Annotated in this window: 26 protein-coding genes; 10 read left to right on the top strand and 16 right to left on the bottom strand. The window is 75.6% G+C overall.

Annotation, left to right across the window (positions count from 1 at the left end; genetic code table 11):
• Positions 1-17 precede the first annotated feature (17 nt).
• Positions 18-245, bottom strand: coding sequence for a LapA family protein (locus tag M3148_RS05955; RefSeq protein ID WP_251303759.1), 228 nt, complete (start codon positions 243-245; stop codon positions 18-20).
• 101 nt (positions 246-346) lie between these two features.
• Here M3148_RS05955 and M3148_RS05950 point away from each other — a divergent pair, with 101 nt between their 5' ends.
• From M3148_RS05950 to M3148_RS05940, 3 genes are all read left to right on the top strand, one after another.
• Positions 347-1,543 (top strand): MFS transporter, encoded by a 1,197-nt coding sequence (locus M3148_RS05950; RefSeq protein WP_251303758.1) that lies wholly within the window; start codon positions 347-349, stop codon positions 1,541-1,543.
• 62 nt (positions 1,544-1,605) lie between these two features.
• A complete protein-coding gene (locus tag M3148_RS05945; protein WP_251303757.1) occupies positions 1,606-2,517 on the top strand; it encodes a glycosyltransferase family 2 protein in 912 nt (303 codons plus the stop codon).
• Positions 2,514-3,476, top strand: coding sequence for a UDP-glucuronic acid decarboxylase family protein (locus M3148_RS05940; protein WP_251303756.1), 963 nt, complete (start codon positions 2,514-2,516; stop codon positions 3,474-3,476). Before M3148_RS05945 ends, M3148_RS05940 begins: the two co-directional genes overlap by 4 nt.
• An 83-nt stretch (positions 3,477-3,559) precedes the next feature.
• Here M3148_RS05940 and M3148_RS05935 read toward each other — a convergent pair whose 3' ends face one another.
• From M3148_RS05935 to M3148_RS05895, 8 genes are read right to left on the bottom strand one after another with little or no spacing between them, the layout of a single operon-like run.
• Positions 3,560-4,525 carry a glycosyltransferase family 9 protein gene (locus M3148_RS05935; protein WP_251303755.1) on the bottom strand — a complete coding sequence of 322 codons (966 nt, stop codon included), beginning with the start codon at positions 4,523-4,525 and terminating at the stop codon, positions 3,560-3,562.
• Positions 4,516-5,208, bottom strand: a complete 693-nt coding sequence (locus M3148_RS05930) for an SDR family oxidoreductase (RefSeq protein ID WP_251303754.1) — start codon at positions 5,206-5,208, stop codon at positions 4,516-4,518. The genes M3148_RS05935 and M3148_RS05930 overlap by 10 nt, the downstream gene beginning before the upstream one ends.
• Positions 5,205-7,328, bottom strand: a complete 2,124-nt coding sequence (locus tag M3148_RS05925; protein WP_306469902.1) for a PfkB family carbohydrate kinase — start codon at positions 7,326-7,328, stop codon at positions 5,205-5,207. The genes M3148_RS05930 and M3148_RS05925 overlap by 4 nt, the downstream gene beginning before the upstream one ends.
• Positions 7,325-8,551 carry a glycosyltransferase gene (locus M3148_RS05915; RefSeq protein ID WP_251303753.1) on the bottom strand — a complete coding sequence of 409 codons (1,227 nt, stop codon included), beginning with the start codon at positions 8,549-8,551 and terminating at the stop codon, positions 7,325-7,327. The genes M3148_RS05925 and M3148_RS05915 overlap by 4 nt, the downstream gene beginning before the upstream one ends.
• Complete coding sequence (locus M3148_RS05910; protein ID WP_251303752.1) at positions 8,548-9,507, bottom strand: glycosyltransferase; 960 nt, start codon at positions 9,505-9,507, stop codon at positions 8,548-8,550. The genes M3148_RS05915 and M3148_RS05910 overlap by 4 nt, the downstream gene beginning before the upstream one ends.
• On the bottom strand, positions 9,504-10,649 hold the full coding sequence (locus tag M3148_RS05905) for a glycosyltransferase family 9 protein (RefSeq protein ID WP_251303751.1): 1,146 nt from the start codon (positions 10,647-10,649) through the stop codon (positions 9,504-9,506). Before M3148_RS05905 ends, M3148_RS05910 begins: the two co-directional genes overlap by 4 nt.
• A complete protein-coding gene (locus M3148_RS18270) occupies positions 10,646-12,160 on the bottom strand; it encodes an HAD-IIIA family hydrolase (RefSeq protein WP_251303750.1) in 1,515 nt (504 codons plus the stop codon). Before M3148_RS18270 ends, M3148_RS05905 begins: the two co-directional genes overlap by 4 nt.
• Positions 12,157-13,851 carry a carbamoyltransferase family protein gene (locus M3148_RS05895; protein WP_251303749.1) on the bottom strand — a complete coding sequence of 565 codons (1,695 nt, stop codon included), beginning with the start codon at positions 13,849-13,851 and terminating at the stop codon, positions 12,157-12,159. Before M3148_RS05895 ends, M3148_RS18270 begins: the two co-directional genes overlap by 4 nt.
• A gap of 98 nt (positions 13,852-13,949) precedes the next feature.
• Between M3148_RS05895 and M3148_RS05890 the strand changes: the two genes are divergently transcribed.
• Positions 13,950-15,410 (top strand): aldehyde dehydrogenase family protein, encoded by a 1,461-nt coding sequence (locus tag M3148_RS05890; RefSeq protein WP_251303748.1) that lies wholly within the window; start codon positions 13,950-13,952, stop codon positions 15,408-15,410.
• Positions 15,411-15,415: 5 nt separating this feature from the next.
• On the opposite strand, the gene M3148_RS05885 is transcribed toward M3148_RS05890, so the two are convergent.
• Together M3148_RS05885 and M3148_RS18120 are read right to left on the bottom strand one after the other, a co-directional pair.
• Entirely contained in the window at positions 15,416-16,318 is a 903-nt protein-coding gene (locus M3148_RS05885) for a glycosyltransferase family 2 protein (RefSeq protein WP_251303747.1), read from the bottom strand.
• Between the two features lie 97 nt (positions 16,319-16,415).
• On the bottom strand, positions 16,416-16,784 hold the full coding sequence (locus tag M3148_RS18120; RefSeq protein WP_251303746.1) for a transferase: 369 nt from the start codon (positions 16,782-16,784) through the stop codon (positions 16,416-16,418).
• A gap of 182 nt (positions 16,785-16,966) precedes the next feature.
• Here M3148_RS18120 and M3148_RS05875 point away from each other — a divergent pair, with 182 nt between their 5' ends.
• From M3148_RS05875 to M3148_RS05860, 4 genes are all read left to right on the top strand, one after another.
• Positions 16,967-17,899, top strand: coding sequence for a PfkB family carbohydrate kinase (locus tag M3148_RS05875; RefSeq protein WP_251303745.1), 933 nt, complete (start codon positions 16,967-16,969; stop codon positions 17,897-17,899).
• A 97-nt stretch (positions 17,900-17,996) separates the two neighbouring features.
• Positions 17,997-19,061: an iron-containing redox enzyme family protein gene (locus tag M3148_RS05870; RefSeq protein WP_440136903.1), complete on the top strand. Its 1,065-nt coding sequence runs from the start codon at positions 17,997-17,999 to the stop codon at positions 19,059-19,061.
• Positions 19,058-19,279 (top strand): CDGSH iron-sulfur domain-containing protein, encoded by a 222-nt coding sequence (locus tag M3148_RS05865; protein WP_251303743.1) that lies wholly within the window; start codon positions 19,058-19,060, stop codon positions 19,277-19,279. Before M3148_RS05870 ends, M3148_RS05865 begins: the two co-directional genes overlap by 4 nt.
• Positions 19,280-19,321: 42 nt before the next feature.
• Positions 19,322-20,218 carry a D-hexose-6-phosphate mutarotase gene (locus M3148_RS05860; protein WP_251303742.1) on the top strand — a complete coding sequence of 299 codons (897 nt, stop codon included), beginning with the start codon at positions 19,322-19,324 and terminating at the stop codon, positions 20,216-20,218.
• 139 nt (positions 20,219-20,357) lie between these two features.
• Here M3148_RS05860 and M3148_RS05855 read toward each other — a convergent pair whose 3' ends face one another.
• Positions 20,358-20,858, bottom strand: a complete 501-nt coding sequence (locus tag M3148_RS05855; RefSeq protein ID WP_251303741.1) for a helix-turn-helix domain-containing protein — start codon at positions 20,856-20,858, stop codon at positions 20,358-20,360.
• Between the two features lie 81 nt (positions 20,859-20,939).
• Here M3148_RS05855 and M3148_RS05850 point away from each other — a divergent pair, with 81 nt between their 5' ends.
• A complete protein-coding gene (locus M3148_RS05850) occupies positions 20,940-21,401 on the top strand; it encodes a GNAT family N-acetyltransferase (protein WP_251303740.1) in 462 nt (153 codons plus the stop codon).
• A 5-nt stretch (positions 21,402-21,406) separates the two neighbouring features.
• Here M3148_RS05850 and M3148_RS05845 read toward each other — a convergent pair whose 3' ends face one another.
• From M3148_RS05845 to M3148_RS05830, 4 genes are all read right to left on the bottom strand, one after another.
• The gene (locus tag M3148_RS05845) at positions 21,407-22,084 is read right to left on the bottom strand and encodes a DedA family protein (protein WP_251303739.1); all 678 of its coding nucleotides are present in this window, start codon (positions 22,082-22,084) and stop codon (positions 21,407-21,409) included.
• A 138-nt stretch (positions 22,085-22,222) separates the two neighbouring features.
• Positions 22,223-22,366 carry a hypothetical protein gene (locus M3148_RS05840; protein ID WP_251303738.1) on the bottom strand — a complete coding sequence of 48 codons (144 nt, stop codon included), beginning with the start codon at positions 22,364-22,366 and terminating at the stop codon, positions 22,223-22,225.
• A gap of 14 nt (positions 22,367-22,380) precedes the next feature.
• Entirely contained in the window at positions 22,381-23,625 is a 1,245-nt protein-coding gene (locus tag M3148_RS05835) for an MFS transporter (protein WP_251303737.1), read from the bottom strand.
• A 146-nt stretch (positions 23,626-23,771) separates the two neighbouring features.
• A complete protein-coding gene (locus tag M3148_RS05830) occupies positions 23,772-24,350 on the bottom strand; it encodes a winged helix-turn-helix domain-containing protein (RefSeq protein ID WP_251303736.1) in 579 nt (192 codons plus the stop codon).
• 166 nt (positions 24,351-24,516) lie between these two features.
• Between M3148_RS05830 and M3148_RS05825 the strand changes: the two genes are divergently transcribed.
• A complete protein-coding gene (locus tag M3148_RS05825) occupies positions 24,517-25,422 on the top strand; it encodes an EamA family transporter (RefSeq protein WP_251303735.1) in 906 nt (301 codons plus the stop codon).
• The last annotated feature ends 59 nt before the right edge of the window (positions 25,423-25,481 follow it).

Here is a 25,481-nt window from a genome sequence, read left to right as displayed (position 1 = left end):
CCTGCCACCGGACGGCGTCAGCGGCGAGCGCGGCGACGGCGCACGAGGGCGCCCACGGCCCAGCCGACGAGGAAGATGAGGAGCAGCACGAGCCACATCGGTGCGCCGACGCTGAGCCAGAACAGCTCGATGCGCACCTCTCCGCGGTTCTGCACGACGAAGGCGATCGCGAGGACGGCCAGGGCCAGGCCGACCCAGGTCGAGGGCTCCACGCGCCCGGTCCGCTCGGTCTCGGTGCTCCGCATGGTCGGTCCTTCCGCTCGGCGAGAGTCCTCACTGTGCCCGGTGCCGAACCGCTCGGCGAGCGGGCACCGGGGCGGCGCGGCGGCGCGGTTAGCCTGCGAGCATGTCCACCCCGCCTGCCGCGCCGTCCCCGTCCCCGTCCCCGCAGGGGCCGGTGAGCGGCTCGGTGTGGCGCGTACCGGGGATGCCGCTGCTCGTCGCGATGACCGTGCTCGCCTTCTCCGGCTACGCCGCCCTGCTGCCCGTCGCCCCGCTGTGGGCGGTCCACGGCGGGGCTGGATCCGTCGGTGCGGGGCTCGTCAACGGCGTCCTCATGCTCGTCACGGTCCTCACCCAGCTTGTCGTGCCGACCGCGCTGCGGCGCCTGGGGTGGGGACCGGTGCTCGCGGCCGGGATGCTCCTGCTCGGGCTGCCCTCGGCGACGCTCGGGCTCAGCGACGGCCTGCTGCCCGTGCTGGCGGTCTCCGCGGTGCGCGGGATCGGCTTCGGCGTCGTCACGGTGACGGGCAGCGCGCTCGTCGCCGAGCTCGTGGCGCCGGCGCGCCGGGGCGCGGCCATCGGCGCCTACGGGCTGGCGATCGCCGGACCGCAGGTGCTCCTCCTGTCCGCCGGGCCGTGGATCGTCGAGCAGCTCGGCTACGGGCTGGTCTTCGCACTCGGCGTGCTGCCCGCTCTCGGCGCGGTGCCCGCCGTCCTCCTCGCGCGGCGGCTCGAGCACGTCCCGGAGGCGACGGGGCGTGTGCCCTACCTGCGGCTGCTGCGCCCGATGGCCCTGCTCCTCGCCGTCACGCTCGCCGGCGGCGCGCTCATCACCTTCATGGCCCAGATGAGCAGCAGCGCCGCCCTCAGCACTGTGGCGCTGCTCCTCCTCACCGTGGCGGCCGCGGTCGCGCGCTGGCGGGTGGGCGCCCTGGCCGACCGGTTCGGACCCCGGCCGTTCCTGGGGCCCCTCGTCCTCCTCACCGGCGCCGGCATGGCGATGATCGCCTGGGCGGTGCGCGACCCGCAGGCCACCGCCGTCGTCCCGCTCCTCCTGGGTGCCGCCGTCGTCGGCATCAGCTACGGCGGTCTGCAGAACCTCACGCTCGTCCTGTCCTTCCGCACGGTGAGCCGCCCGCACTACGGCTCGGCCAGCGCGGTGTGGAACATCGGCTTCGACGCCGGGACGGGACTGGGCGCCGTCGTCGTCGGGATGGTGGCGGCGTGGAGCTCCTTCACCACGGCCCTGCTCGTCGCGGGGGCCGTGTCCCTCCTCACCCTGCCGCTGGCGCTGCTGCGCCGCGGTACGGGGGAGGGCTGAGCCGCTCGGCGTGCGTGCCTCTCCCACCCACCGCATGCTGAGGGGCGTCGAGAGGAGAAGGCGTGACGCAGGCAACCACCGGGCCTGAGATCGAGGACGAGCGCGTGAGCGTCGTCGTCGTGAGCCACAACCGACGCGAGGAGCTGCTGCAGTCCCTCGCCCGGCACCGGGCCCCGGTCGTCTACGTCGACAACGCCTCCACCGACGGCAGCGCCGACGCCGTCAGCGAGCGCTTCCCGGACGTCGATGTCGTCCGCCTGGCCCGCAACGCCGGCGCCTACGGGCGCACCATCGGCGTGCGGCGCGCCCGCACGCCGATCGTCGCCTTCGCCGACGACGACTCGTGGTGGGCGCCCGGGGCGCTCGCCACCGCGGCCGCGCACTTCGCGGCGCACCCGCGGCTCGGGCTCCTTCAGGCACGCATCCTCGTCGGTACCGAGGAGCGGCTGGACCCGACCTGCGCGGAGATGGCCGCCTCGCCGCTGCCCGGTGACCCGGACGTACCCGGCGCCCCGCTTCTCGGCTTCATCGCCTGCGGCGCGCTGGTACGGGTGGAGGCCTTTGTCGAGGCGGGCGGCTTCGACGACGTCGTCCGCTTCCCCGGCGAGGAGGAACGCCTGGCCCTCGACCTCGCCGGCCATGGCTGGCACCTCAGCTACCTCGACGACGTCGTCGCCCACCACCACCCCTCGCCCGTCCGCGGCTCGGCCGACGCCCGCCGTCGTGCGCTCGCCCGCTCCGCGGTCCTCACCGGCGCGATGCGGCTGCCCCGGCGCGACGCGCTCGCGCGGGTCCGGCGGACGGTGGCCGCCGGCGCCGTCCAGCGGGCCGGGGCAAGGGACGCGCTCGCGGACCTGCCGGCTGCGCTGCGCCGTCGTCGCCCGGTGCCGGACCGGGTGGCCGCGCAGGCGGAGATGCTCCGCCGCGCACCCGTGCCGGCCAGACCAGGACACCGAGAGGAAGGACAGCGATGAGGGCAGTGCAGCGCAGCGGCCGTGCGGTTGTGACCGGAGGGGCGGGGTTCCTCGGCAGCCACCTGTGCGAGGCCCTGCTCGACGACGGCTGGCAGGTCGTGGCACTGGACAACTTCCTCACCGGAGCGCCGGGGAACGTCGCGCACCTGGCGCAGCGGCCCGGCTTCGAGCTCGTCCACTGCGACGTCACCGAGAATATGTACGTGCGCGGCGACGTCGACCTCGTCCTGCACTTTGCCTCCCCCGCCTCGCCCGTGGACTACCTCGAGCTGCCCATCGAGACGCTGCGGGTGGGGTCCGTGGGCACCGAGCGGGCCCTGCGCCTGGCCCGGGACAAGGGCGCCCGGTTCGTCCAGGCCTCGACCTCCGAGGTCTACGGCGACCCGCAGGTCCACCCGCAGCCGGAGACCTACTGGGGCCACGTCAACCCGATCGGGCCGCGCGGGGTCTACGACGAGGCCAAACGCTACGCCGAGGCCCTCGTCACCGCCTACCGCGGCGCCCACGGCGTGGACACCGGCATCGTGCGGATCTTCAACACCTACGGCCCTCGGATGCGCCCCTACGACGGCCGCGCCATCCCCACCTTCATCCGCCAGGGCCTCGCCGGTGAGCCGCTGACCGTGGCCGGCGACGGGAACCAGACCCGCTCCGTCTGCTACGTCGACGACCTCGTCGCCGGCATCCTCGCCCTCGCCCGCAGCGGCCACCCCGGGCCCGTCAACATCGGCAACCCCCAGGAGCGCACGGTGCTCGAGATCGCCGAGGCGGTCGTCGCGGCCACGGGCGGGCGCTCGCGCATCGACTTCGTCGAGCGGCCGGTGGACGACCCGGAAGTGCGCCGCCCGGACACCACGCTTGCCCGCGCGGAGCTGGGCTGGGAGCCGAAGGTCTCGTGGGAGGACGGGCTGCGGCGGACGGTCGACTGGTTCGCCCATGCGCTGAGCAGGTCCGCCTGAGACTCGATCTCCGCCGGTGACCTCCCCGGTTCTCCTCGCTCCCACGTGGTGCGAGGGGGGAGGTCGGAGGAGAAGCGGGGAGGTCAGTGGGCGGGCTGGAGGATGAGGAGCGCGGCGGCCGCTTCCTCCACCTCGTCGACCGTGATCGCGGCCAGGGCCGGGTCGAGCTCCGCGGCGTGCGGGTCGCCCGTGCCGTCGCCGTGCCACAGGACGAGGTGCCGCTCGGTGTCGATCGCCGGCCCCCAGGTCGTCGGCGGGGTGGGGCCGAAGAGGAGCACCGAGGGCGTGCCGACGCCCGTGGCCACGTGCGCCACCCCGGTGTCCCCGCACACGAGCAGCCGCGCACCGGCCACGAGGGCGGCCAGGCCCGGGACGTCGTGCTCGCCGGCCACCGACCGGCCGACGTCGCCGGCCACCTCCGCGCACAGCTCCGCCTCCCCGGCCGAACCGGTCACCAGCACCCGGTGCCCGGCGCCGCTCAACCGCTGAGCCAGCTCATGCCAGCGCTCGGCAGGCCAGCGGCGCGACCCGGACGCCGCGCCCGGGTGGAGCAGCACCGCGTCCGCGACGCCCTCCGCCGGCTCGACGGGCAGGCGCAGGTCCTCCGGCCCGCACCCGCCGCCCGCGGCGGTGAGCAGCCGGCACCAGCGCGCCACCTCGTGCTCGTCGGCGCGGAACTCCGGGGCGACGTCGTCGGCGGAGGCGGGGTGGCCGGCCTCCGGGCTGGCGAAGGCGACGAGCCGGGACGGGCCCGTCGCCCCGAGCAGCCGGTGGCTCTGCGGCCCCCGGCCGTGGAGGTTGACGGCCACGTGACTGCCCGCCCCGCCCACGGCCAGCGGCTGGTCGAGCCCCACGGTGGGGACGACGGCGTCGACGAGCCCGAGCCGGACGAACCACCCGCCGATCCCCTCGGGGCCGGCCAGCACGACGCGCCGGCCCGGCCACGCCCGCCGCACCCCGCGCAGCGCCGCGACCCCGGTGAGCGCGTCACCGAGGCCGAGCGCGCGCAGGACGAGGACGTCGCCGGGCCCCAGACCGGCTAAGGCCACGACGGCTCGCCGGAGGCCATGACGAGCATCTCGCGGATTTCGCTCCCCACCGGCTGCTGCAGCGCCATGAGGACGGCACCGGCGGTGCTGGCCGGGTCGTTGAGGTCCTGGTTCGGGCCGGGCTTGAAGCGCTCGTCGCGCCCGTCGAAGAAGGCAGTGCGCATCCCGCCCGGCACGAGGCACGTGACGCCCACCCGCCCGGCGTACTCGGCGGCCAGCGCCTGCGAGAAGCCGCGGATCGCGAACTTCGAGGCGGAGTAGGCCGTCGCCGCGTCGGCGCCCTTGAGGCCGAGCGTCGAGGAGACGGTGACGACGGTGCCGCGGCTCGCCTCGAGGTGGGGCAGGGCGGCGCGTACGACGGCGACCGTCCCGAGGAGGTTGACGTCGATGACCCGCCGCCAGTCCGCGGGGTCGATGTCCAGGATCGGCCCGCACGCGTCGGTCCCCGCCGCCGTGACGACCGCCGTCGGCGGCCCCACCTGCTCGACGAGCGAGGCGACTGCGGCCGTCGCCGCGTCCCAGTCGCTGAGGTCCGCCACGACGTGCGGCACGTCCCCGGCGGGCGCGACCCGGTCGATGACGGCCGGGCGGCCACCCGCCGCCCTCACCGCCTCGACGACGGCGGCCCCCAGGCCTCCTGCCCCTCCGGTGACGTAGACCGTTCCTACCTCGCGTGCGTTCACCCTGCTCCTCCCGTTGACCGTGTGTGCTCCGCGGCCTGGGCGGCCTGCTCGGAGCGGTTGATGATGGATGTCGTCGACCGGCCACCCAGGTAGGGCAGCAGGACGACCCGGCCGCCGTGCTCCTGCACGACCTCCGTCTCCGGCAGCGGTCTGCCGCCGTAGTCCCCGCCCTTGGCCCAGATGTCGGGCCGCAGGTGGGTGAGCGTGCCGCGGGGGTCGTCGTCGTCGAAGACGACGACGGCGTCCACGCAGTCCAGCGCCTCGAGCACCTTGGCGCGGTCGGCCGCGGGCACGACCGGCCGGCCCGGCCCCTTGAGGCGCGTGACCGAGGCGTCGGAGTTCATGAGGACGACGAGCCTGTCACCGAGCCGGCGCGCCGCCTGCAGCGTGGCGACGTGGCCGGCGTGGACGATGTCGAAGCAGCCACCGGTTGCGACGACCGTCGCCCCGTCCCCGCGCAGGCGGGTCGCCAGCTCGCGCAGCGCGTGCGGCTCGGCCCTGAGGACGCCGCCGCGCCCGGTGGGCGCCTCGGGGGTCTGGACGGGGTCGCCGGCGGGCTGGCGGCGGCCGCGGAAGCCCTCGGCCCCACCTGCCGCCACCCAGGCCGAGGCGTCCGCGACGGCAGACTCGACCGCCTCGGACAGCAGCGCGCCGGACGCCAGCGCGCTGGCGGCGCTCGCGGCGAAGCGGTCGCCCGCACCGCAGGGGTCACCGCCGTGGGTGGCGACGGCGGGGACGTAGCTCGTCTCGTCATCGTGCGCGGCGAGGAACGCGCCGTCCGCGCCGGCCGTCACGCACACCCCGCGTGCCTGCCACGTGGTGCGCAGCGCGGCGGCGGCGACGTCGGCCGGCGCGTCGGGGCGCTCGGCGGCGGCGCGCGCCTCGCTGAGGTTGGGGGTGACGAGGGCCGCGCCGGGCACCGGGGCGCCGCCCCGGGGATGGGGGTCCCACACGAGCCGCGTGCGGCGGGCGGCGTCTGCCAGCAGCTGCCGCAGCCCGGGGTGGTGGGTGGTGCCGGCGCCGTAGTCGGAGACGAGGACGGCGTCGGCGCTCGCGAGCACCTGGGCCACCTCCTCGAGCGGGAGGCCCTCGCCAGGGGTGCCGGGGCCGCCGTCGTCAACGCGGACGAGGGACTGGCCGCCGCTGCGGATGCGCGTCTTGCGACGGGTGCCGCCCTCGTGGGGCAGGCGCAGGACTGTGAGGTGCTCCTCGAGCTCGGCGACGAGGCGGTCACCGTGCTCGTCGTCGGCGATGGGTGCGACGAGGGTGACGCGGCCGGTGCACAGGAGCGCCGCGAGGCCGGCGCCGCCCGGGCTGTGACGGGTGGCGCTCACGTCGAGGACCGGGACGGGGGCGTCGGGGGACAGGCGCGTGACCTGGCCGTCGACGTCCGCGTCGAGGACGACGTCCCCGACCACGACGACGTGCGGGGCGGAGGAATCCGACTGTCGGCGCAGGGTTACCCCTTCGCGCGGTGCCTCCTCCTCGCGCCGAGAGCCAGATTCCTCGGGCCCGTCCTCGCGCCGAGAGCCGGATTCCTCCGCCTCCCCCACGCCGAGATGGCGGTCGAGGGTGGCGCACAGGGCGTGGATGGCGACGAGATGGCCCTCCTGGACCGCCGCCGTCGAGGGCGCGTCGACGCACAGCGCGTCGTTGCACAGCTCGGCGAGCGGGTTGGGCGCCGGGCCGGTGAGCCCCCAGACGGTGAGCCCGAGCTCGCGGGCGCGCTCGGCGGCGCGGAGCACGTTGGGGCTCTTGCCGGAGGTCGACAGGAGCACGAGGACGTCGCCGGCACGGCCGTGCCCCTCGACCTGCCGCGCGAACATCTCCTCGGCGCCGTAGTCGTTGACGATCGCGCTGACGCTCGAGGACTCCGCGCACAGCGAGATCGCCGAGAAGGAGCGGCGGTCGTGGAGGAAGCGGCCGACGAGCTCGGAGGTGAGATGCTGGGCCTCCGCGGCGCTGCCGCCGTTGCCCGCCGCGAGCAGGCGCGCGCCGCCGGGCAGCCGCTCGGCGAGCACAGTGGCCCACTGCTCCAACGTGCCGGCGTGGTCCCGGAGGAAGTCGAGGGCCGTCTCGAGCTCGGCCCGGTGCTCGTCGATCCAGTCCTGGGCGCTCATGCGGTCGCCGCCTTCCGGGACGTCGTGGTGCGGGCGGCGCGGACCTCGGCGTATGCGGCCTCGGTCGCCGCTGCCACGCGCTCCCAGCTGAAGCGCTCCTCGGCCCGCGCGCGGGCGGCCTCGCCGTAGCGGGCACGCAGCTCCGGGTCGACGAGGAGGCGGGTGATCGCCGCGGCGAGCGCGTCGGGGTCGCGCGGGGGGACAAGGGTGCCGGTGCGGCCGTCCTCGACCGAGTCGAGCAGCCCGCCGACGGCGCTGCCCACGAGCGGGCGCCCGCAGGCGGCCGCCTCGAGCGGCACGATCCCGAAGGGCTCGTACCAGGGGGTCGCGACGACGATGTCCGCGGAGCGGATGAGCGCCGGCACCTCGGTGCGTGACGCGGAGCCGACGAAATACACCCGATCGGCGACCCCGAGCTCCTCCGCGAGGGCGTGCAGGCGCCGGGCCTCGGGGTCGGTGGGGATCTGGGACTGGTCGGGACCGCCCGCGACGAGCAGCTCGACGTCGGGCAGCAGCGGCAGGGCGGCGACGACGGTCTCCACGCCCTTGCGCTCGACGAGCCGCCCGATCGAGAGCAGCCGGAAGGGGTGGTCGCCGCGCGGGGGGTGGACCTCGCCGTCGGGGCTGAAGAGCTGGACGTCAACCCCGCAGGGCACGACGCGCGCCCGTGACCGGTCCACGCCCATCGCCTCGAGCTCGGCGACCTCGTCGCTGCACGTCGCGACGACGAGGTCCGCCTCGGTGGCCACGCGTGCCTCCGCCTCGACCCGGCCGGCGGGGCTCGTGTCCTTGGCGCCCTGGTGGCGGCGCTTGACGGTGCCCAGGGCGTGGAAGGTGTGGACGACCGGTACGGGCACCTGCGCGGCTGCCTCGAGCGCGGCGAGCCCGGACATCCAGAAGTGGGAGTGGACGACGTCGGGCCGATCACCGTCCGCCCAGCGGCGGGCCAGCCACCGGCCGAGCTCGGGCATGTAGGGCAGCAGGTGGTCCTTGGGCAGCACGCGCGCCGGACCGGCGGGGACGTGGACCACCCGCACACCGGGCAGCATCTCCACCTGCTCGGGCAGGTCGGGGTCGTCCCGGCGGGTGTAGACGGCGACGTCGTGGCCCCGCCGGGCGAGCGCGGCAGCGAGGGCTGCCACGTGGACGTTCTGCCCGCCGGCGTCCTCACCACCGAGCGCCGCCAGCGGGCTGGCGTGCTCCGACACCATCGCGATCCTCATCGGACGACCTCCTTCAGCAACGACTGCCAGTCCGCGAGGAAGCGGACGGCGGAGAAAGCCTCGGTGGCGTGGCGGCGGGCGGCCTGCCCGCGCTCCCGTGCCTCGGCGGGGTCGGCGAGCCAGCGCAGCGCCGCCTCCTCGAGCACCCGCGGGTCCGCGGACACGACGCCGGCGTCCGCGGGGACGGCCTCGGGAGCCGCCGTCGTCGCCAGGGCGAGGACCGGCAGGCCGATCATCATCGCCTCGATGAGCGAGAGCCCGAGCGAGGTCCACCGGTAGGGGTGCAGGTAGGCGCGCTGCCGGCCGAGCAGCGGGTGCATCTCGGACTGGCGGACGTCCTCGTGCAGGTGCCCCGCCAGGTGCGGGGCGTGCTCCTCGAGGGCCGCCATCCCCATCCCGTACACGGCGAGCGGGACGGTCCGCGACAGGTCGAGCACGACGTCGGTGCCCGCCACCCGCCACCGGCGCACCGGCTCGTTGACGACGACGCCGACCCGCTCCTCCTCGCCCGTGTACAGGTACCCGGGGTCGAGGACGCCGTGGTCGATGACCGTCGTCGGCGCGCGGCCGCAGTCCCACACGAGCGCGTTGAAGTGGGTGACGTGGACGATCGGGATGTCGCCGCGGTCCGCGAGCGGGTGGCGGGTGCGCACGGCGTCGCCGTTCGGGGTGTTGTGCTCGACGTACACGGCCGGCACGTCCCTGCCCGGGCGCAGTCCGGTCCACTCCTCGAAGAGCGTGACCTCGTGGGGCCGCTGGAGGACGACGACGTCGCAGCCCTCCTCCCGCAGCTGGGCGGGGCTGAGCTCGCGGGCGTTCGGGGGCCAGTCCCACGTGCGCGCCCGGCCCTGACCGTCCGGCCCGCGGTCGGGGAGCACCGGGACGAGGTACTCGTCGGGGCCGGTGACGAAGGGGGTCAGCCAGGACCCGTGGACGTGCCAGATGGCGACCTTCACGCCATGACCTCCTGGGGGACGAGGGACGCGACGGCGTCCACGACGTGGTGGGGACTGATGCCGCTGAGGCACGGGTGGCCGGGTACCGGGCACTCCCGGGCGCGGGTGCCGGCGCAGGCGGCGTGCTGGTCGCCAAGGACGACGGTCGGCACCCCGTACGGTGCCCACCGCTCGGCGGGCACCACCGGGGAGAAGAGGGAGACGACGGGCGTGCCGACGGCGGCCGCCAGGTGGGCGGGGCCGGTGTTGCCGACGACGACGCACGCGGCGCCGTCGAGCACCGCCGCGAGCTGGGGCAGGTCGGTCCGGCCGGTGAGGTCGTGGACGCCCGGGCCGGCGGGCAGGGGCGTCTCGCCAGGCCCACCAGTGACGACCACGTCCCACCCCGCCGCCGCCAGCGCGGCCGCGATCGCGCCGGCGTGCTCCGGTGCGATGGCCCGCGCCGGCACCGAGGCCCCCGGGTGCAGCACGACGTACGGCCGCGCGTGGTCGCTCCCCGCTCGCCGAGAGCGCCCACCGCTCTCTCGCCGAGAGCCGGACTCCTCCGCGGGGGTCGCGCCCCCTTCTCGCCGGGAGCGGGATTCCTCGTGGGGAGAGATCCGGCTGTCGGCGGTAAGTGCGCTGTCGGGGAGGAGGGGGCGGACGTCGGGGAGGGGGCGGCGGACGGCGAGGCGCCCGTCGTCGCCGCCTGGGAGCTCCGCGCCGGCGGCACGGGCGAGGTCGAGGGCGGCCTCGGCCTCGTGGAGACCCTCGGGGCGCTGGTGGCGCACCTCGAGCAGCGATCCGGGGTAGTCGACGCTCGTCGCGGCGACGTGCCCGATCCCCGCCAGCTTCGCCAGGAGCGCCATCGGCAGCGGGCTCTGGTGGAAGGAGGTGAAGATGACCGCCCGGTCGTAGCGGCGCTCCGCGAGGGTCGCGACGAGCTCCTCGATCGCTGCCGGGTCGACCGCCGGCGGGCGGTAGCCGGACCAGGGGGCCGCGACGACGAGCACGTCCCGCACCCCCGGCAGCAGCCGCGCGGCCGCGGCCCCGGACGGGGCGGCCAGGAGGTCGACGTCGTCGTGGGCGGCGAGGGCGCGGACGGCGGGCCCCGTGAGGAGGACGTCGCCGTCGTTGTCGAGGCGCACGGCCAGGGTCGTCACCGGCCCTCACCCGCCAGGGCGAGGACGAGGTCGACGGCGGAGGAGAGGTCCGCGGCGACGTGCTCGGCCTGCTCGACCTCCTCCTCCCGGGTGACCGGTGTGGGGACGAGGACGGAGCGGGCGCCGGCGGCTCGGGCGGCACCGACGTCGGCGCCGATGTCCCCGACGACGACGCACTCGTGCGGCTCGACGCCCAGCGCACGCGCGGCGCGCAGCACCATGCCCGGGCCGGGCTTGCGGCAGGTGCACCCGTCCTCGGGACCGTGCGGGCAGTGCTCGACGACGTCGAAGGAGCCCAGGAGGTCCTGGACGCGCTCGTTGACCCGCCCGACGTCCTCGGGCGCGATGAGGCCGCGGGCGATGCCCGACTGGTTGGTCACCATCCCGATGAGCAGCCCGCCCGCGCGCAACCGGCGCAGCGACTCCGCGGCACCGGCCACGGTGCGGACCTTGGCCGGGTCTCCGTTGTAGGGGACGTCCTCGACGATCGTGCCGTCGCGGTCGAGCAGGGCGGCGCGCACCGGTGGTGGCCACGCGGGCACGTCGCGGAAGCGGACCGTCCCGTGCAGCCGGTGCCACACCGCGGACCACGGGATGGCCACGCTCGTCCAGGCCATGCGCCGCCACTCCGCGGCCCAGCCCTCCTCGCCCGGACGGGGCCCGGGCGCGACGCGGCGCGCGGCGAAGTCGGCGGTGAGCGCCGCCCACGTCGCGGCGGCCACGGTGGCGGCGCGACGGCGACCGGCTGCCGCGAGGAGGGCGGAGGCGCTTCCCGCAGCCACGGTGGCGACGTGCCACCGGAACCGGCCGCGCCCGGTCCCGCCGATCTCACGCCAGGTGGGGCCGTGCAGCGCCCGCATGAGCGCGTCGGAGCCCGAGCCCGCCTGCATCCGCAGGCTCACGGCGTCGTCCGCGGGACGGACCGGGTGGAGGATCTCGCGCTCCCCGCGGACCAGCTCCCAGCCGGCCTGGGTCACGCGCAGGGCGAGGTCGGCGTCCTCCCGGTAGGCGCGGGGGAAGCGCTCGTCGAAGCCGTGGACCGCGGCGAGGGCGGCGCGGCGGTAGGCCATGTCCGCCGTCGCCCACAGCGCCGTCTCCAGACCCGCGGTGTTGCGCTCCCAGTCGGTCGGACGGCGGTGCTCGGGCAGCGGGACGGTGATCCGGCCCTGCGTGGCGCCCACCCGCGGCCCGGCAGCCGCGAGGTCCGCGGCCAGGCGGGTGGCCCAGCCGGCGGGGAGGCGCACGTCGTCGTCGAGGAAGGCGACCCACTCGGTGGTGGCGGCCCGCCAGCCCGCGTTGCGGGCGGCGGCGGGGCCGCGGCCACCGGAACGGATGACGTCGAGCGGGACCTCACCCTCGGGCAGGTCCAGGGGCTCGGCCTGGTCGAGGGGACGGTCGTCGACGAGCACGACGCGTCCAGGGGCGGGCCCGTCCTGGCCGAGGAGGTCGGTGAGCACCTCCCGGAGTGATGGGCGGCCGACTGTCGGCAGGACGACGGTGTAGTCGCTCACGCGACAGCCATCGCGGCGTCGTCCGTCACCGCCGCCCCGGCCGCCTCGTGGGCGGCGAAGAGCTCGGAGCGGCGGACGACGTGGGGGCCGAGGACGAGGAGGTCGACCGGCGCGGAGCCGAAGAGCTCCAGCGCGTCGCGGGGGTCGTCCACCATGGGCCGTCCGGCCGTGTTGAGACTTGTGTTGATGACGACCGGCAGGCCGGTGCGCTCGGCGAAGGCCGCGATCGTCGCACCGAGGCGGGGCTGGCGCTCGGGGTCGACGGTCTGGATGCGCGCGGTGCCATCGACGTGGACGGCCGCGGGGATCCGGTCGCGCCACTCCGGGCGCACGGAGTGGACGAAGAGCATGTAGGGGCTGGGGATGGGGCCGTCGGTGAAGATCTCCTCGGCGCGGTCGGCGAGGACCATGGGCGCGACGGGACGGAACTGCTCGCGGCCCTTGACGTCGTTGATGCGCTCGAGGTTCTCCTCCAGGCCCGGGTGGGCGAGCAGGGAGCGGTGGCCGAGCGCGCGCGGGCCGAACTCGCTGCGGCCGTCGAACCAGGCGATGACGCCGTTGCCGGCGAGCACCTCGGCCACCTGCTCGGGGAGGTCGTCGGGGGTGGTGAAGGGGACCTTCGCCGTCGTGAGCCACTCGGCGAGCTCGTCGTCGCTCCATCCGCGGCCCAGGTCCGCGCCGGCGATCGGGCGCGGCTCGGACCCGCGGTCCGCGGCCACCTGCAGGGCGGCGCCCAGCGAGGTGCCGGCGTCGCCGGCAGCGGGCTGCACCCACACGTCCTCGAAGGGGGTCTCGCGCCAGATGCGGGAGTTGGCCACGCAGTTGAGCGCGGTGCCGCCCGCCATCGTCAGCGCGGTGTCGCCGGTCTGCTCGTGGAGCCAGGTCGCGAGGTCGACGAGGACCTCCTCCAGGCGTGCCTGGACCGAGCAGGCGAGGTCGGCGTGAGGGCCACCCCAGGTGCCGTCATCGACGCGCGGCTCCACCCACCGCGACCAGTCCGGGACGGGGGCCTGGAAGCCGCCGTCCTCGGTGGCGTGGATGGTCTCGCGCAGCTCCTCGAGGAAGCGGGGCCGGCCGTAGGAGGCCAGGGCCATGACCTTGTACTCGTCGGAGGAGCGCAGGAAGCCGAGGTGCTCGGTGAGCGACTCGTACAGCAGGCCCAGGGAGTGGGGCAGCTGCTGCCCGGCGAGGGTCTCCAGCTTGCCCTTGGTGTAGCGGCCGGCGAGGTGGGAGGCGTGCTCGCCGCGGCCGTCGAGGACGAGGACGCTGGAGCTCGCGTGCGGGGAGGCGAGGGCGCCGGAGGCGGCGTGGGCCACGTGGTGGGGGACGAAGACGACCTTGTCGGGGTCGAGCCCCGGCAGCGCGGCGGCGAGGAACTGCGGGGCGCGCTCGGCGTAGGTGAGGCGCAGGTGGTCCCACGGGTCGTCCAGGCCCATCTCGTGCGCGGGCCGCGCGAGGGAGGGGTCGAAGGAGTAGGCGACGGCGTCGAGGTCCTTGGGCTCCAGGCCGGCCTGCTCGAGGCACCAGCGCATCGACAGCTCGGGCAGCTCCCACGCCGAGAACGGCACCGGACGCTTGCCGTGCTTGCGCCTGCTGAAGCGCTCCTCCTCTGCCGCGGCGACGACCTTGCCGTCGATGACGAGAGTGGCTGAAGGGTCGTGGAACAGCGCGTTGACGCCGAGAACTCGCATACGTGGCCTCCTGGCTGGTCGGAGTCACCTATAGGTGATTCGCTGCTCACGCTGCCCGAGAGAAGCACTTCTCGCACTTCGACAAGGAGACCCCACCCGTGACGACGACCGAGACCGCCCCCGTCCGCACCGCAGAGCTTGCCGTCCACCTGGTGGATGGACGGGTCGCGGAGGCCACCGGGTCGCGGCGCCTGCGCCGCGAGGACCCGAGCGGCTCGGGAGCGGTGACGACGCTCGTGCCGGCGACGGCGGAGGAGGTGTCCACCGCGGTCGACGCCGCCTGGCGGGCACGCTCCGACTGGCGCCGTACGGCACCGGCGGAGCGCGCGGCAGCGCTACGCGCGGCTGCGGCCGCCGTCCGCGCCGATGCCGACCGGCTCGGCGCGCTGCTCACCGCGGCGACCGGCCGGTTGCTCGGCCAGACGGTCGAGTCGGCCACCGTGGCCGCCGACCTCCTGGAGGAGGCGGCGACGACGGGCCTCGGCCCGGCCGGCCGCACGCTCGCCGGGGCCACGGCGGCGCTGGACGTCGTGCGCCGCGAGCCGCGCGGCGTCGTCGCCGTCATCACCCCCTGGAACGACCCGTTCCCGGCCGCGGCAGGCCTGCTGGCCGCCGCGCTCGTCACCGGCAACACCGTGGTGCACAAGCCCTCGGAGCGCTCGGCAGCGCCGGGCTGGGAGATGGCCCGGCTCATCGCCGACGCGCTGCCCGCCGGGGTCCTCAACATCGTCAACGGTGACGGCGAGACCGGTGCCGCGCTCGTCGCCGACGAGCGCGTGGCCCTGGTCGCGCACGTGGGCTCGACGGTGGCCGGCCGGCGCATCGCCGCCGTTGCCGGGGCGCGCGGGGCGAAGGTGCTCCTCGAGAACGGCGGCGCGGACGCCATCGTCGTCGACTCCGGCGTCGACCCGCGGTGGGCGGCCGAGCAGATCGCGACCGGCGCCTTCACCAACACCGGGCAGATCTGCACCTCCGTCGAGCGCGTGTACGTCCACGACGACGTCGCCGACGCCGTCGTCTCCCAGCTCGCCGACGTCGCGCGCGAGCTCGTCGTCGGGGACCCGGCCGACCTGGCCACGACGCTCGGTCCCCTCGTCGACGCCGAGCAGCTCGCCGTCGTCGACGGTCACGTGCGTGCGGCGCTGGACGCCGGCGCCCGGTGCATCACCGGCGGCGCGCCCCTGGACCGGCCGGGCAGCTTCTACCCGCCCACGGTCCTCGACCACTGCGCGCCGGAGGTGGACGCCGTCGCCGAGGAGACCTTCGGGCCGGTGGCCGCGATCGTGCGTGTGCCGGACTTCGACACGGCGCTCGCGCTCGCGGGCGAGAGCCGGTACGGGCTGGCCGCGACCGTCCTCACCCCGGACCTCGGTCGCGCGCTGCACGCCGCGGAAGAGCTGGAGGTGGGCACGGTCAAGGTCAACGGCGTCTTCGGTGGCGCGCCGGGCGGCTCGGCCGACCCGCGCCGCGACAGCGGCACCGGCGCCGGCTACGGCCCGGACCTGCTCACCGAGATGACCGTCCTCAAGACGGTGCACCTCGAGGCCCCCGGCGCCTGACCCGGTCAGCCGTAGCTGCGCGCCGTCGACTCGGCCTGGGAGCGCTCGAGGGCCCGGAAGCGTGCCTCGGCGTGCGCGGGCAGCACCCGCCGCTCGGTCAGCACCCAGGGTGCCCCGCGGAGCGCGGCGAGCACGCCCTCGAGCGCGGGGCGTGAGCGCAGCTGGCCGAGCACCACGACGGTGCGGCGCAGGGCGGCGGGCAGCGGCCGCCGCAGCCAGGTGAACCACAGCGTGTTGCGCACGCCGTCGCGTAGTCGCTTGGTCGTGTCTCGCACCGTCGAGGCGTGGTGGTGGACGGTGGCGGTGGACAGGTAGCACAGCTCCCACCCGACGGCGGCCAGGTCGGCGGCGAGGAGCTCCTCCTCCCCGCCGAGCCACAGGCGGGGGTGGAAGCCGCCGACGCCGAGGAACGCGGTGCGCCGCACGACGGACGCGCCCGCGAGGAAGCTGCCGAGCGCCGGCCCGGGCAGACCAGGGCGTCCCTCGACCGGGGAGTCGCGCAGCTCGGCGACGATGGGGTCCTCCGTCCCGGCGGGCTCGACGACGATCCGCGCGGTGAGGACGGCGACGTCCGGATGGGCGTCGAGGGCGTCCGCCGCGGCCGTGAGGCTGCCCGGGTCCCACCACGTGTCGTCGTCGCAGAAGGCGACGTAGGGGGTGTCGAGGAGCTGGACGCCGAGGTTGCGGCCCACCGCACCGAGGTTGCGGCGACTCTCGAGGAGCGTCACCCACGGGTGGTCGCGGCGCACCGCCTGCGCCGTCCCGTCGCTCGAGCCGTTGTCGACGACGACGACCGGCGGCGCCTCGGGCAGCTCACGCAGCAGGCGCAGGGTGCGGTCCAGCTCGGTGCGCCGGTTGTGGGTGATGACGACGACGCCGACGCGCGGGTCCTGCTCGGAGGTGGTCATAGCCCTATTTGAGCCTGCCGTCCCGCTCCTCGCACGACGCGCACCGCGGGCCGGTTCGCGGGCGTGAGGTTCGCTGCGGGCGGGGGCAGGCAGGGCGTCAGGCGGCGCGGACGACGGCGTCGGGCTCGACGACGGCGAAGTCGGGCACGCGCACGCCCCGGGCGACCTTGACGCCCTCACGCAGCCGGGCTCCGCGCCCGATGACGGCACGCGGGCCGACATGGACGTTCTTGCCCACCCGGGCCCGGGCGGCCACGACGGCCTCACGGTCCACCCAGGCCCCGCCGTCCAGGTGCGCCTCGGCACCGACGCGGGCACCGGGGTCGACGTAAGCGGTAGGGGAGACCCAGGCGGTCGGGTGCACCTTGGCGCTGCGCTCGACGAGCCCGCCACCGTTAGGGTGCTGGACGTAGCGCAGCGTGGTCCCCTCGTCGTCCTCGAACTCGACCTGCTTGCGGCGGGACACGGTTCTCCTCCCGGATGTACGTCTGGTGTCAGCCAGGTCAACGACCGGCCGGGCGTGCCGATTCCGGGTCGGAGCCGCGCAGCGGTGTGAGATCGGTCGCTTTTCTTCGCTCCGGCTCGCGGCTGGCGGACCCGTTCGGGGTGCCGCACCCTGGCCGGGTCGGGCGGCGCACCGTCGCCCGCGTGGGACGAGGAGGAGCGATGGTCGACGTCGTCGTCGTGGGGCTGGTCTGCCGGGACCTCGTCGTCGCTGTGGAGAAGCTGCCGGAGAGCGGGTCCGTCCCGGTGAGGAGGCGCATCGAGACGCTCGGGGGCGCTGCGAACCAGGCCGTCGGCGCGCGGCAGCTCGGACTGTCCGCCGGGCTCCTGGGGGTGGTCGGCCAGGACGCAGCGGCAGACCTCGTCCTGCGCCAGGCGCAGCGGGACGGGATCGACGTCTCCGCCGTCGTCCGCCGTGGCACGACGCCGCTCGTCGTCGGCGTCGTCGAGGCCGACTCCACCCACCGGCTGCTCGAGCACGTGCCGGACGGGTCGCTGCTCACCCCGGCGGACGTCCGCGCCGGTGCCCGGCTCCTCGGCGCCGCCCGCGCCGTCGTCGCCGACCTCCAGCAGCCCGACGACGCCGTCGCCGAGACGGTCCGCCTCGGTGCCGCGGCCGGCGCCCTCGTCGTCCTCGACGGCGCACCGGACGAGCCCGGCGCGCTCGCCGACGTCTGGGGCGGGGTCTCGGTCCTGCGCGCCGACGACGACGAGCTCGCCGCCTACGTCGGCAGCGTCCCCGACGGGGCCGACGCCGTCCTCGACGCGGCCCGGGAGCTCGTCGCGACAGGGCCCGGCGTCGTCGCCCTCGGCGCGGGGGAGGCCGGCAACGTCGTCGCCTGGCGTGGCGGGGCGCGCGTCTTCCCGCTGCTCGGGCAGGACCCCGTCGACGTGACCGGTGGCGGTGACGCCTTCGTCGTCGGGCTCGTGCGTGGCCTGCTCGACGGCGCGGACCCGGAGACCGCGGGGTGGTGGGCATCGGCCGCCGCCGCGCTCACCGTGACGAGGCTCGGCGGGCGCCCGGACCTCGACGCCGCGACGGTCGCCCGGGAGGCGGAGCGCGCCGCCGCGGGCTGACGGCCCGACGTGCGGGCCGGTGGGAGCGGTGGCACTCTCGTGCGACCGGGGAGGGCCCCGGGAGCCCGAAGGAGAACGCCCGTTGAGCAGCGCCGTGATGTCGTACGCCCCGACCGAGCCCGGCAGGGGAGCGCCGGCGCTGCCCGTGACGCCACGCGGCGAGGTGAGCGCGACGCTCCTCGACGTGCTGCTCCGCGGGGCGGACCCGGAGACGCTGGAGAACCTCGGTCGCGCGGCGGCCACCCGCACCACCGACGCCGTGCGCGACGACGACATCCAGCTCAGCCTCTTCCTCCTCTACGCCCTCAGCTACGGCACCTTCGACCAGCTCGGCGCCGAGCACGAGTGGACCCCCGAGCTCGTGCGGCTGCGTACCGACCTCGAGGACGCGTTCGAGGCCGCCCTGCGCGAGCAGGTGCCCGTGCCGCCCACCCCGGAGCCGCGGGTCTCCGCCGTCGCCGACGCGCTCTTCGCCCTCACGGCTCAGCCGAGCGGCCCGTCGCTGGCCAAGTTCGTGGCCAAGAAGGCGAGCTACGAGCAGATCGTCGAGATGCTTGTCCAGCGCAGCGTCTACACGCTGCGCGAGGCGGACCCCCACACCTGGGCGATCCCGCGCCTCACCGGCCGTGCCAAGGCCGCGCTCGTGGAGATCCAGGCCGACGAGTACGGCGGTGGCCACCCCGACCGCGTCCACCAGTCGATCTATGCCGCCACCCTGCGCGGGATGGGGCTGAGCGCGGAGTACGGCACCTACGTCGACCACGTCCCCGCGATCACCCTCGCCTCCTTCAACGTCATGTCGATGTTCGGGCTCAGCCGCCGCTTCCTCGGCGCGATCGTCGGGCACCTCACCGCCTACGAGATGACCGCCTCGATCCCCTGCCGCCTCTACGCCGACGGGATGCGCCGCCACGGCATCCCCGAGGAGGTCACCCACTACTTCGACGAGCACGTCGAGGCCGACGCCGTCCACGAGCAGATCGCCGCCCGTGACCTCGCCGGCGCGCTGGCCGAGGACCGCCCCGAGCTCACCGCCGACATCATGTTCGGCGCGGCCGCGTGCCTCGCCGTCGACGGCGCGATGGGCGACCGCATCCTCCAGGCGTGGAAGGCCGGGACCTCCTCCCTCGTCCGCCCGCTGACCGTCGAGGGCGCCGCATGACCGACCGGGACGAGGGCGTGACGATCACCGCCTACCCCAACGGCCCGCTCATCGTGCGTGGGGACGTGACGATCCTCGACGTCGAGGGCCGGGCGATGCCCCGCACCCGCAAGACGGTGGCCCTCTGCCGCTGCGGGGCCTCGACGATCAAGCCGCTGTGCGACGGCAGCCACAAGCTCGTGGGCTTCTGCACGGAGGAGCCCGCGGGCAAGTCCTGACAACACGAGCGGGCGGCAGCGGGACGCCGGTAGCGTCGGGCCATGAGCACCGCGCTGCCCGACTCCGTCACCGCCGCCGAGGGGGAGGGTGGCCTGCCCGTCCTGCGGGTGGCCACCGCCCTCGCCACCGGGGAGGTCTACCTCCACGGCGCGCACGTCACCGCGTGGACGCCCGCGGGGGCCGACCCCGTCCTGTGGGTGAGCAACGCCTCCCGCTTCGTCCCGGGCGAGGCGATCCGTGGCGGCGTGCCGATCTGCTTCCCCTGGTTCGGGGCCGGCCGCGAACCGGGCCTCGCCCCGCCCCCGCACGGCTTCGCGCGGCTGGCACCGTGGCGGCTCGTCGCCGCCGAGGAGGACGACGGCGGCGCGGTCACCCTCACCCTCGAGCTCACCGACGCCGACGTCGCCGACGTGCCCGCCGCGCAGGCCTGGCCGCACGCCTTCACCGCCACCTACACCGTCACGTTCGGTCGCGAGCTCACCCTGGCGCTGACCGTGGAGAACACCGGCGAGGGCGAGATCTCCTACGAGGAGGCGCTCCACACCTACCTCGCCGTCGCCGACGCCCGCACGACGACGGTCCAGGGCCTCGACGGCGCCACCTACCTCGACAAGGCCCCAGGCGGGGCGCCGGACCACGTCACTCAGCGAGGGGACGTCGCCTTCACCGCCGAGACGGACCGCGTCTACGGCAGCACCGGGACCGTCGTCGTCGTCGACGAGTCCGCCGGCCGCCGGATCGGGATCGACAAGGACGGCTCCGCGAACACCGTCGTGTGGAACCCGTGGGTGGACAAGGCCGCTGCCATGCCGGACTACGGCGACGACGAGTGGCCCTCGATGGTGTGCGTCGAGACCGCCAACGCCCTCGACGCCGCGATCTCCCTCGCGCCCGGCGCGCGGCACACGATGACCGCCCGCTACGCCGTCACGCGGTAGGCGGCTCGCCTCCCGCCGGGCCGGTACCCACCCCCGGTGGCGGGAAGGGAGACTCTGTCGGGGGACGTTAGATTGATCCACCAGGCGGATCAATCTAACGTCTCGCGAACACGTCCCCTTCCCGGGCGGATCGGCCGCTTCACAGCCAGCCCCGCTTCTCACCTGGCGCTCTGGGTCGCGGCTTGCGCCCGTATCGTGTGCCGGCCGGGGCGACGAAGCCCTCGGCAGTCCACTCGGGCTGGGGGCCGCAGGGCCCGGTGCCGAGGAACTCGTGAAACACCCACCACTGTGGGCCGCCGGCGGCGACCACGCGGAGTTTCTGAACCTCCCGGTTCGCGGGGAAGCGGCGGCCCGAGCGGTCGCGAGCCCGCAGGTCAGTGGCGTCCCATGCCGTGACCGGATGCCCGTCGGCGTCGACGACTGCGAGCGAGTACGGGGTCCTGGCGAGCAGGCTCACGACGGTGACGAACGTGGACGACAGCGCTGAGCGTTCGACCCGCGCGATCGTCGCCTGAGGGACGCTCACCAGCTCCGCCAGAGCCCGTTGGCTCAGCCTGTGCTCGCGCCGGTAGGCCCGGAGGGCAAGGCCGACTTGCTCGTCGACGGGGACAGCCTCCGCGGGGCGCTCGTACTCTCGCATGCCGCCACGGTGCCCCGCCTGTCGGCTGGCGTCGGTGGCCCGGGCACGCACATGGGGACAGGGGTGTGCACACTTGCCCCTGTGAGGGAGCGGGGAAGCGAGGCACGCGCGGAGGTGCGCGAGGCGACGGCTGACGCGCTGCCGCTGCTCGAGGCCACGGTGCCCGGGAACCACGCCCAGCAGCTCGCCAACGCCGCCGCGGGCCGGCGCAGCTTCCTCGCCGCCTGGTGCGGCGAGGAGCCGGTGGGGACCGTCGTCCTCCGGTGGACCGGGGTGCTCGTCGAGGGCCACGGGGCCGTCCCGGAAATCGGCTCGCTCGAGGTCGTGCCGGCACGGCGCGGGGAGGGCATCGGGAGCCTCCTCGTCGCCGCGGCCGAGCAGCGGGTGCGCGAGCGCGGGGCCGCCGCGGCCGCGATCGTCGTCGCGGAGGACAACCGGGACGCCCGCCGCCTCTACGAGCGGCTCGGCTACCGCGACACCGGTGCGCTGCGGTCCCTCGACGGCGGGACGGGGCTGCTTCTCCTGCGCGTGCTGCGCGGCTGACTGGCTCAGCGGGCGCCCTCGAGCACCCGCTCGGTCCGCAGCTGCTCGGCGGGGCACGGCTCGGGCGCGGCGAGGGCCGCGGTGCGGGCCCTGGCGCGGCGGTGCAGCACGAGCAGCCCGGCGGTGAGGACGACGGCCGCGAGCACGACCCAGCCCGCGCGGCCGAGCGAGCCCGCCACGACCGGCAGTGCCTGGCCGGCCAGCCCGCCGGCGGCGAGCCAGAGCGCGGCCCACAGCAGGCTGCCCGCGACCGAGCCGGCGAGGAAGCGGCCGTAGCGCATCCGGGCGGCGCCGGCAGCGGCCGGCATGAGGGTGCGGACGAGGGGGAGCAGCCGGCTGACGACGAGCGCGGTCGCGCCGCGCCGTCGGGCAAGCCGCGCCGCACCGTCCCAGTGCGCGGTGCCCATCCGGCGCACCACGCGCGATCCGCGGAGCTGGGCGCCGTAGCGGCGCCCGACGACGTAGCCGATGTGGTCGGCCGTCGAGGCCGCGACCGTGACGACGACGAGCGCGAGGGCCACCTGGACCGGGGTCTGCGCGGCCGCTCCGAGCACGAGCACCGCGAGCTCGCCCGGCACCAGCACGCCCAGGCCGAGAGCGGACTCGGCCAGCGCGAGCAGGGCGGTGAGGGCGAGGAGCACGGGGCTGAAGGCCTCGGGCAGCGCGGTGATGAGGTCCACCATGGTCCCAGCAGATCGTGAGTGGGTGGGTCGTCGGTATCCGGGGTGACCCTGGTCCGACCCTGGAGTGCCCTCAGGGGCGTGGTCAGGGCCGCGTGCCCAGCCTGGCGGGCGGCGCGACGGGCGGACAACGGATTTTCGTCAGCGGCGCCGGCGGCCGGGCCAGCCGATGGTCGTACGCGGCTTACGGGGCCGGCTCGGGGGCAGGTGCTGGACGAGGGCGAAGTCGGCCATCGTGCGCCCCGAGCTGTGGGCGGCGAGGTCGTGGAGCAGGTGCGGTTCCATGACGGTTCCTCCTCTCAGTGGGTCGGGCGGCCGGCGCGCAGGGCGAGCGCACCGGCGGCGAGGACGCCGGCGATGGTGACGGCGACGAGGACGCGGTAGTCGAGGACGCCGACGACCGCCGCCGCGGCGAGCGTGACGAGGGTCTGGGGCAGGTTGAGCGCGATGTTCGTCGCCGCGGACACCCGACCCTGCAGCCGGGCCGGGGTCAGCCGCTGACGCAGGGTGATGAAGGCGACGATCGCCCACGGCACGCCCAGCCCGAGGACGGCGAGGCCCGTCGCGGCAAGGGGGAGGGTGACGGCTGCGGGGGCGTCGAGAACGCCGACGAGGAGCAGGGGCAGCATCCCCACCGCCATCGTGCCGAGCCCGAGGGCGACGGCCAGCGGCTCGCCGAGGCGGCCGAGGACCCGGGCGGCGGTGAGCCCGCCGACGACGGCTCCGACGCCCTGGAGGCTGACGAATACGCCGAGCAGCGCCGGGTCCACGCCCAGTCCCTGCTCCATGAGCGGGAAGACGGCGACGTTGACGAGGCCCGTGGCCCCGGTGGCGACGGCGAGGGCCACGGTGAGCGCGCCGAGCGGTGCGGTGGTGAGCAGGTGGCGCAGCCCCAGGGACAGCTCGGACCAGAAGCGGGCGCCCGTCGACGGCTCGGGTGGTGTCTCGAGGACCTCGACCCGGGTGAGGAGCGCGGCGGTGGTCGCGAAGCACGCCCCGGTCAGCGCGATGACGGCGAGCGGGCCGGCCGCCACGTACAGCGCCGTGCCGAGGAGCGGGGAGACCAGGCGGAAGGCCTGGTCCACCGTCGAGAGGAGACCGTTGCCGCCGGGCAGCTCGTCGTCGTCCAGGAGGTCGCGCACGAGGCCGGACTGTGCCGACGCGGTGACGTAGCCCATCGCGCCGTAGACGAAGGTGACGGCGTAGACGAGCCAGACGTCGTCGGCGTCCCGGACGAGGACGAGGGCGAGGACCGCGGGCACCATGACGGCGTTGCCCGCGGCAAGCAGCGACCTGCGGGACACCCGGTCGGCGAGGTGGCCGATGAAGGGGGCGAGGAGGGTCGGCAGACCGAGGGCGACGAAGACGGCGGCGGCGGCGCCGTCGGAGCCGGTGAGGTCTTTGACCCAGACGGCGAGCATGAGCCACAGGGCGCTGTCGGCGGCGTTGGTGAAGACCCACGCGACCGTGAGCTGCCGGAACCCGCGCCGGTCCAGCGCGGCCGGACCGCGACGACGCTGCGGGGCGGTGTCGAGCTGGGCCATCGGTCCGTCCTTCTCTCGGCTGATGGCTCCGAGAGTAAACGCTAAAGAATGCTTGCACAAGACACCTTGCGCAACGAGTGTTTCGAGAGCGTCCCAGGGACGCGCCACAGCTCCCGCCGCGTGCGGCGGCGGCCGGAGCGAGGCCCTCAGGCCTGCGGCGTGGGCGGCTCGGAGAAGATCGTCGACATGACGCGCACACGACGCGCACCCTCGGGGCGCAGCGCAGGATCGTCGCGCTCCTCGAAGCGCGCGAGCAGCTCCTGGATCTGGTCCGCCACCTCCGCGGCCTCGGCCGCGGTGGCCCAGAAGCTCCCGCCCATGAGCCGGGTCGCGTCGATCCACTCCTCGGGCTCATCGCCGAGCCGCTCCACCGCCGCCCACAGCCCCTGGGCGCGCTGCTCGAAGGTGAGGCGGGCCAGCTCGGCGGTCGCCTGGACCGAGCCCGGCACCTCCGGGTCGATCTCCGTGGCGTAGCCGCCGCGGGAGACGGTCCGCCAGGGCTTCTCCCGGCCGCGCGCCTCCGCGCGCTCGATGAAGCCGTACTTCTCGAGCATCCGCAGGTGGAAGGAGCAGCTCGCCACGGACTCCCCGGTGAGCTCGGCGCACTCGGTGGCGGTGAGCTCGCTGCGCTCCCCGAGGAGGTCGAGCAGCCGCAGCCGCAGGGGGTGGGAGAGTGCGCGGATGCGCTCGGGCTCGTTGATGAGCTGCTGCTCGCGCGCTGCCATGCGGCCACCTTAGGCGGCCGTGCGCAAGGAACCTTGTGCCACCGCCGTCGCTCCCGTCAGCGGGCGGCGAGGGCGACGGCGGCCAGGGTCGGCGCAGGCACGCCCGGGGTGGTGCTGACGGGTGGCAGGACGAGGGGACGCGGCGCGCGAGGGGTACGGTGCAGCGGTGAGCGAGTCGCGCGGTCCTCTCGTGCCCGGGCCGGCCGCCCCGCTCGTGCTCGGGGCCGCCGTGTCGGTGCAGTTCGGCTCGGCCGTGGCGGCTCTCGTGTTCCCCGCGGCGGGGCCCTCCGGCGTCGTCGCCCTCCGTCTGGCCTTCGCGGCCCTCGTCCTCCTCGCCGTCCTGCGTCCCTCGCTGCGCGGCCGCACCCGGCGGGACTGGGCGCTCGTCGTCGCCTTCGGGCTCGCGCTCGTCGCGATGAACAGCCTGCTCTACCACGCGATCGACAAGATCCCCCTGGGCCCGGCGGTGACGCTGGAGGTGCTCGGCCCGCTCACCCTGTACGTCGTCCTCGGCCGCCGCCTGCGCAACCTCCTGTGGGCGGTCCTCGCGCTCGTCGGGGTCGCCGCGCTCGGCGGGGGGAGCGTCGCGGGGCTCGACCCGGTCGGTGTCCTCCTTGCCCTGGGCGCGGCCGCCGCGTGGGCCGCCTACATCGCCGTCGGGGCGCGGTTGGCCCGTGCCTTCACCGGCGCGCAGGGGCTGGCCCTGGCCCTCGCGGTGGGCGCCGTCGTCGCCGTCCCCCTCGGCTTGGGCACCGCGGGAGATGCGCTCCTCGACCCGCGGGTCCTCGCGCTCGGCGCGGCCGTCGCGCTGCTCTCCTCGGTCATCCCCTACTCCCTGGAGATGGCCGCGATGCGACGGGTCACGGCGGGGAGCTTCGCGGTGATGATGAGCCTCTACCCGGTCATCGCGGCCCTGGCGGGCTGGCTCGTCCTCGGTCAGCGGCTCGGCCGGATCGAGCTGGTGGGCATCGCGCTTGTCGCCGTCGCGACCGCCGGGGCGACGAGCGGGGCGCGTGCCGTGACACCGCGTCCGAGCGAGGACGGCCCGCCCGCCCCACCGGCCGCTGGGTGACGATGTCGGCGCCGGGCGCTAGCGTGTCCCACGCCACCACCCCGGTGCCCCCGTGACGG

It is taken from the genome of Georgenia satyanarayanai (assembly GCF_023715365.1).
Classification (GTDB): domain Bacteria; phylum Actinomycetota; class Actinomycetes; order Actinomycetales; family Actinomycetaceae; genus Oceanitalea; species Oceanitalea satyanarayanai_B.
Note: the sequence above shows the minus strand (reverse complement) of the source record. Positions and strands in the feature narration are given on the sequence as shown.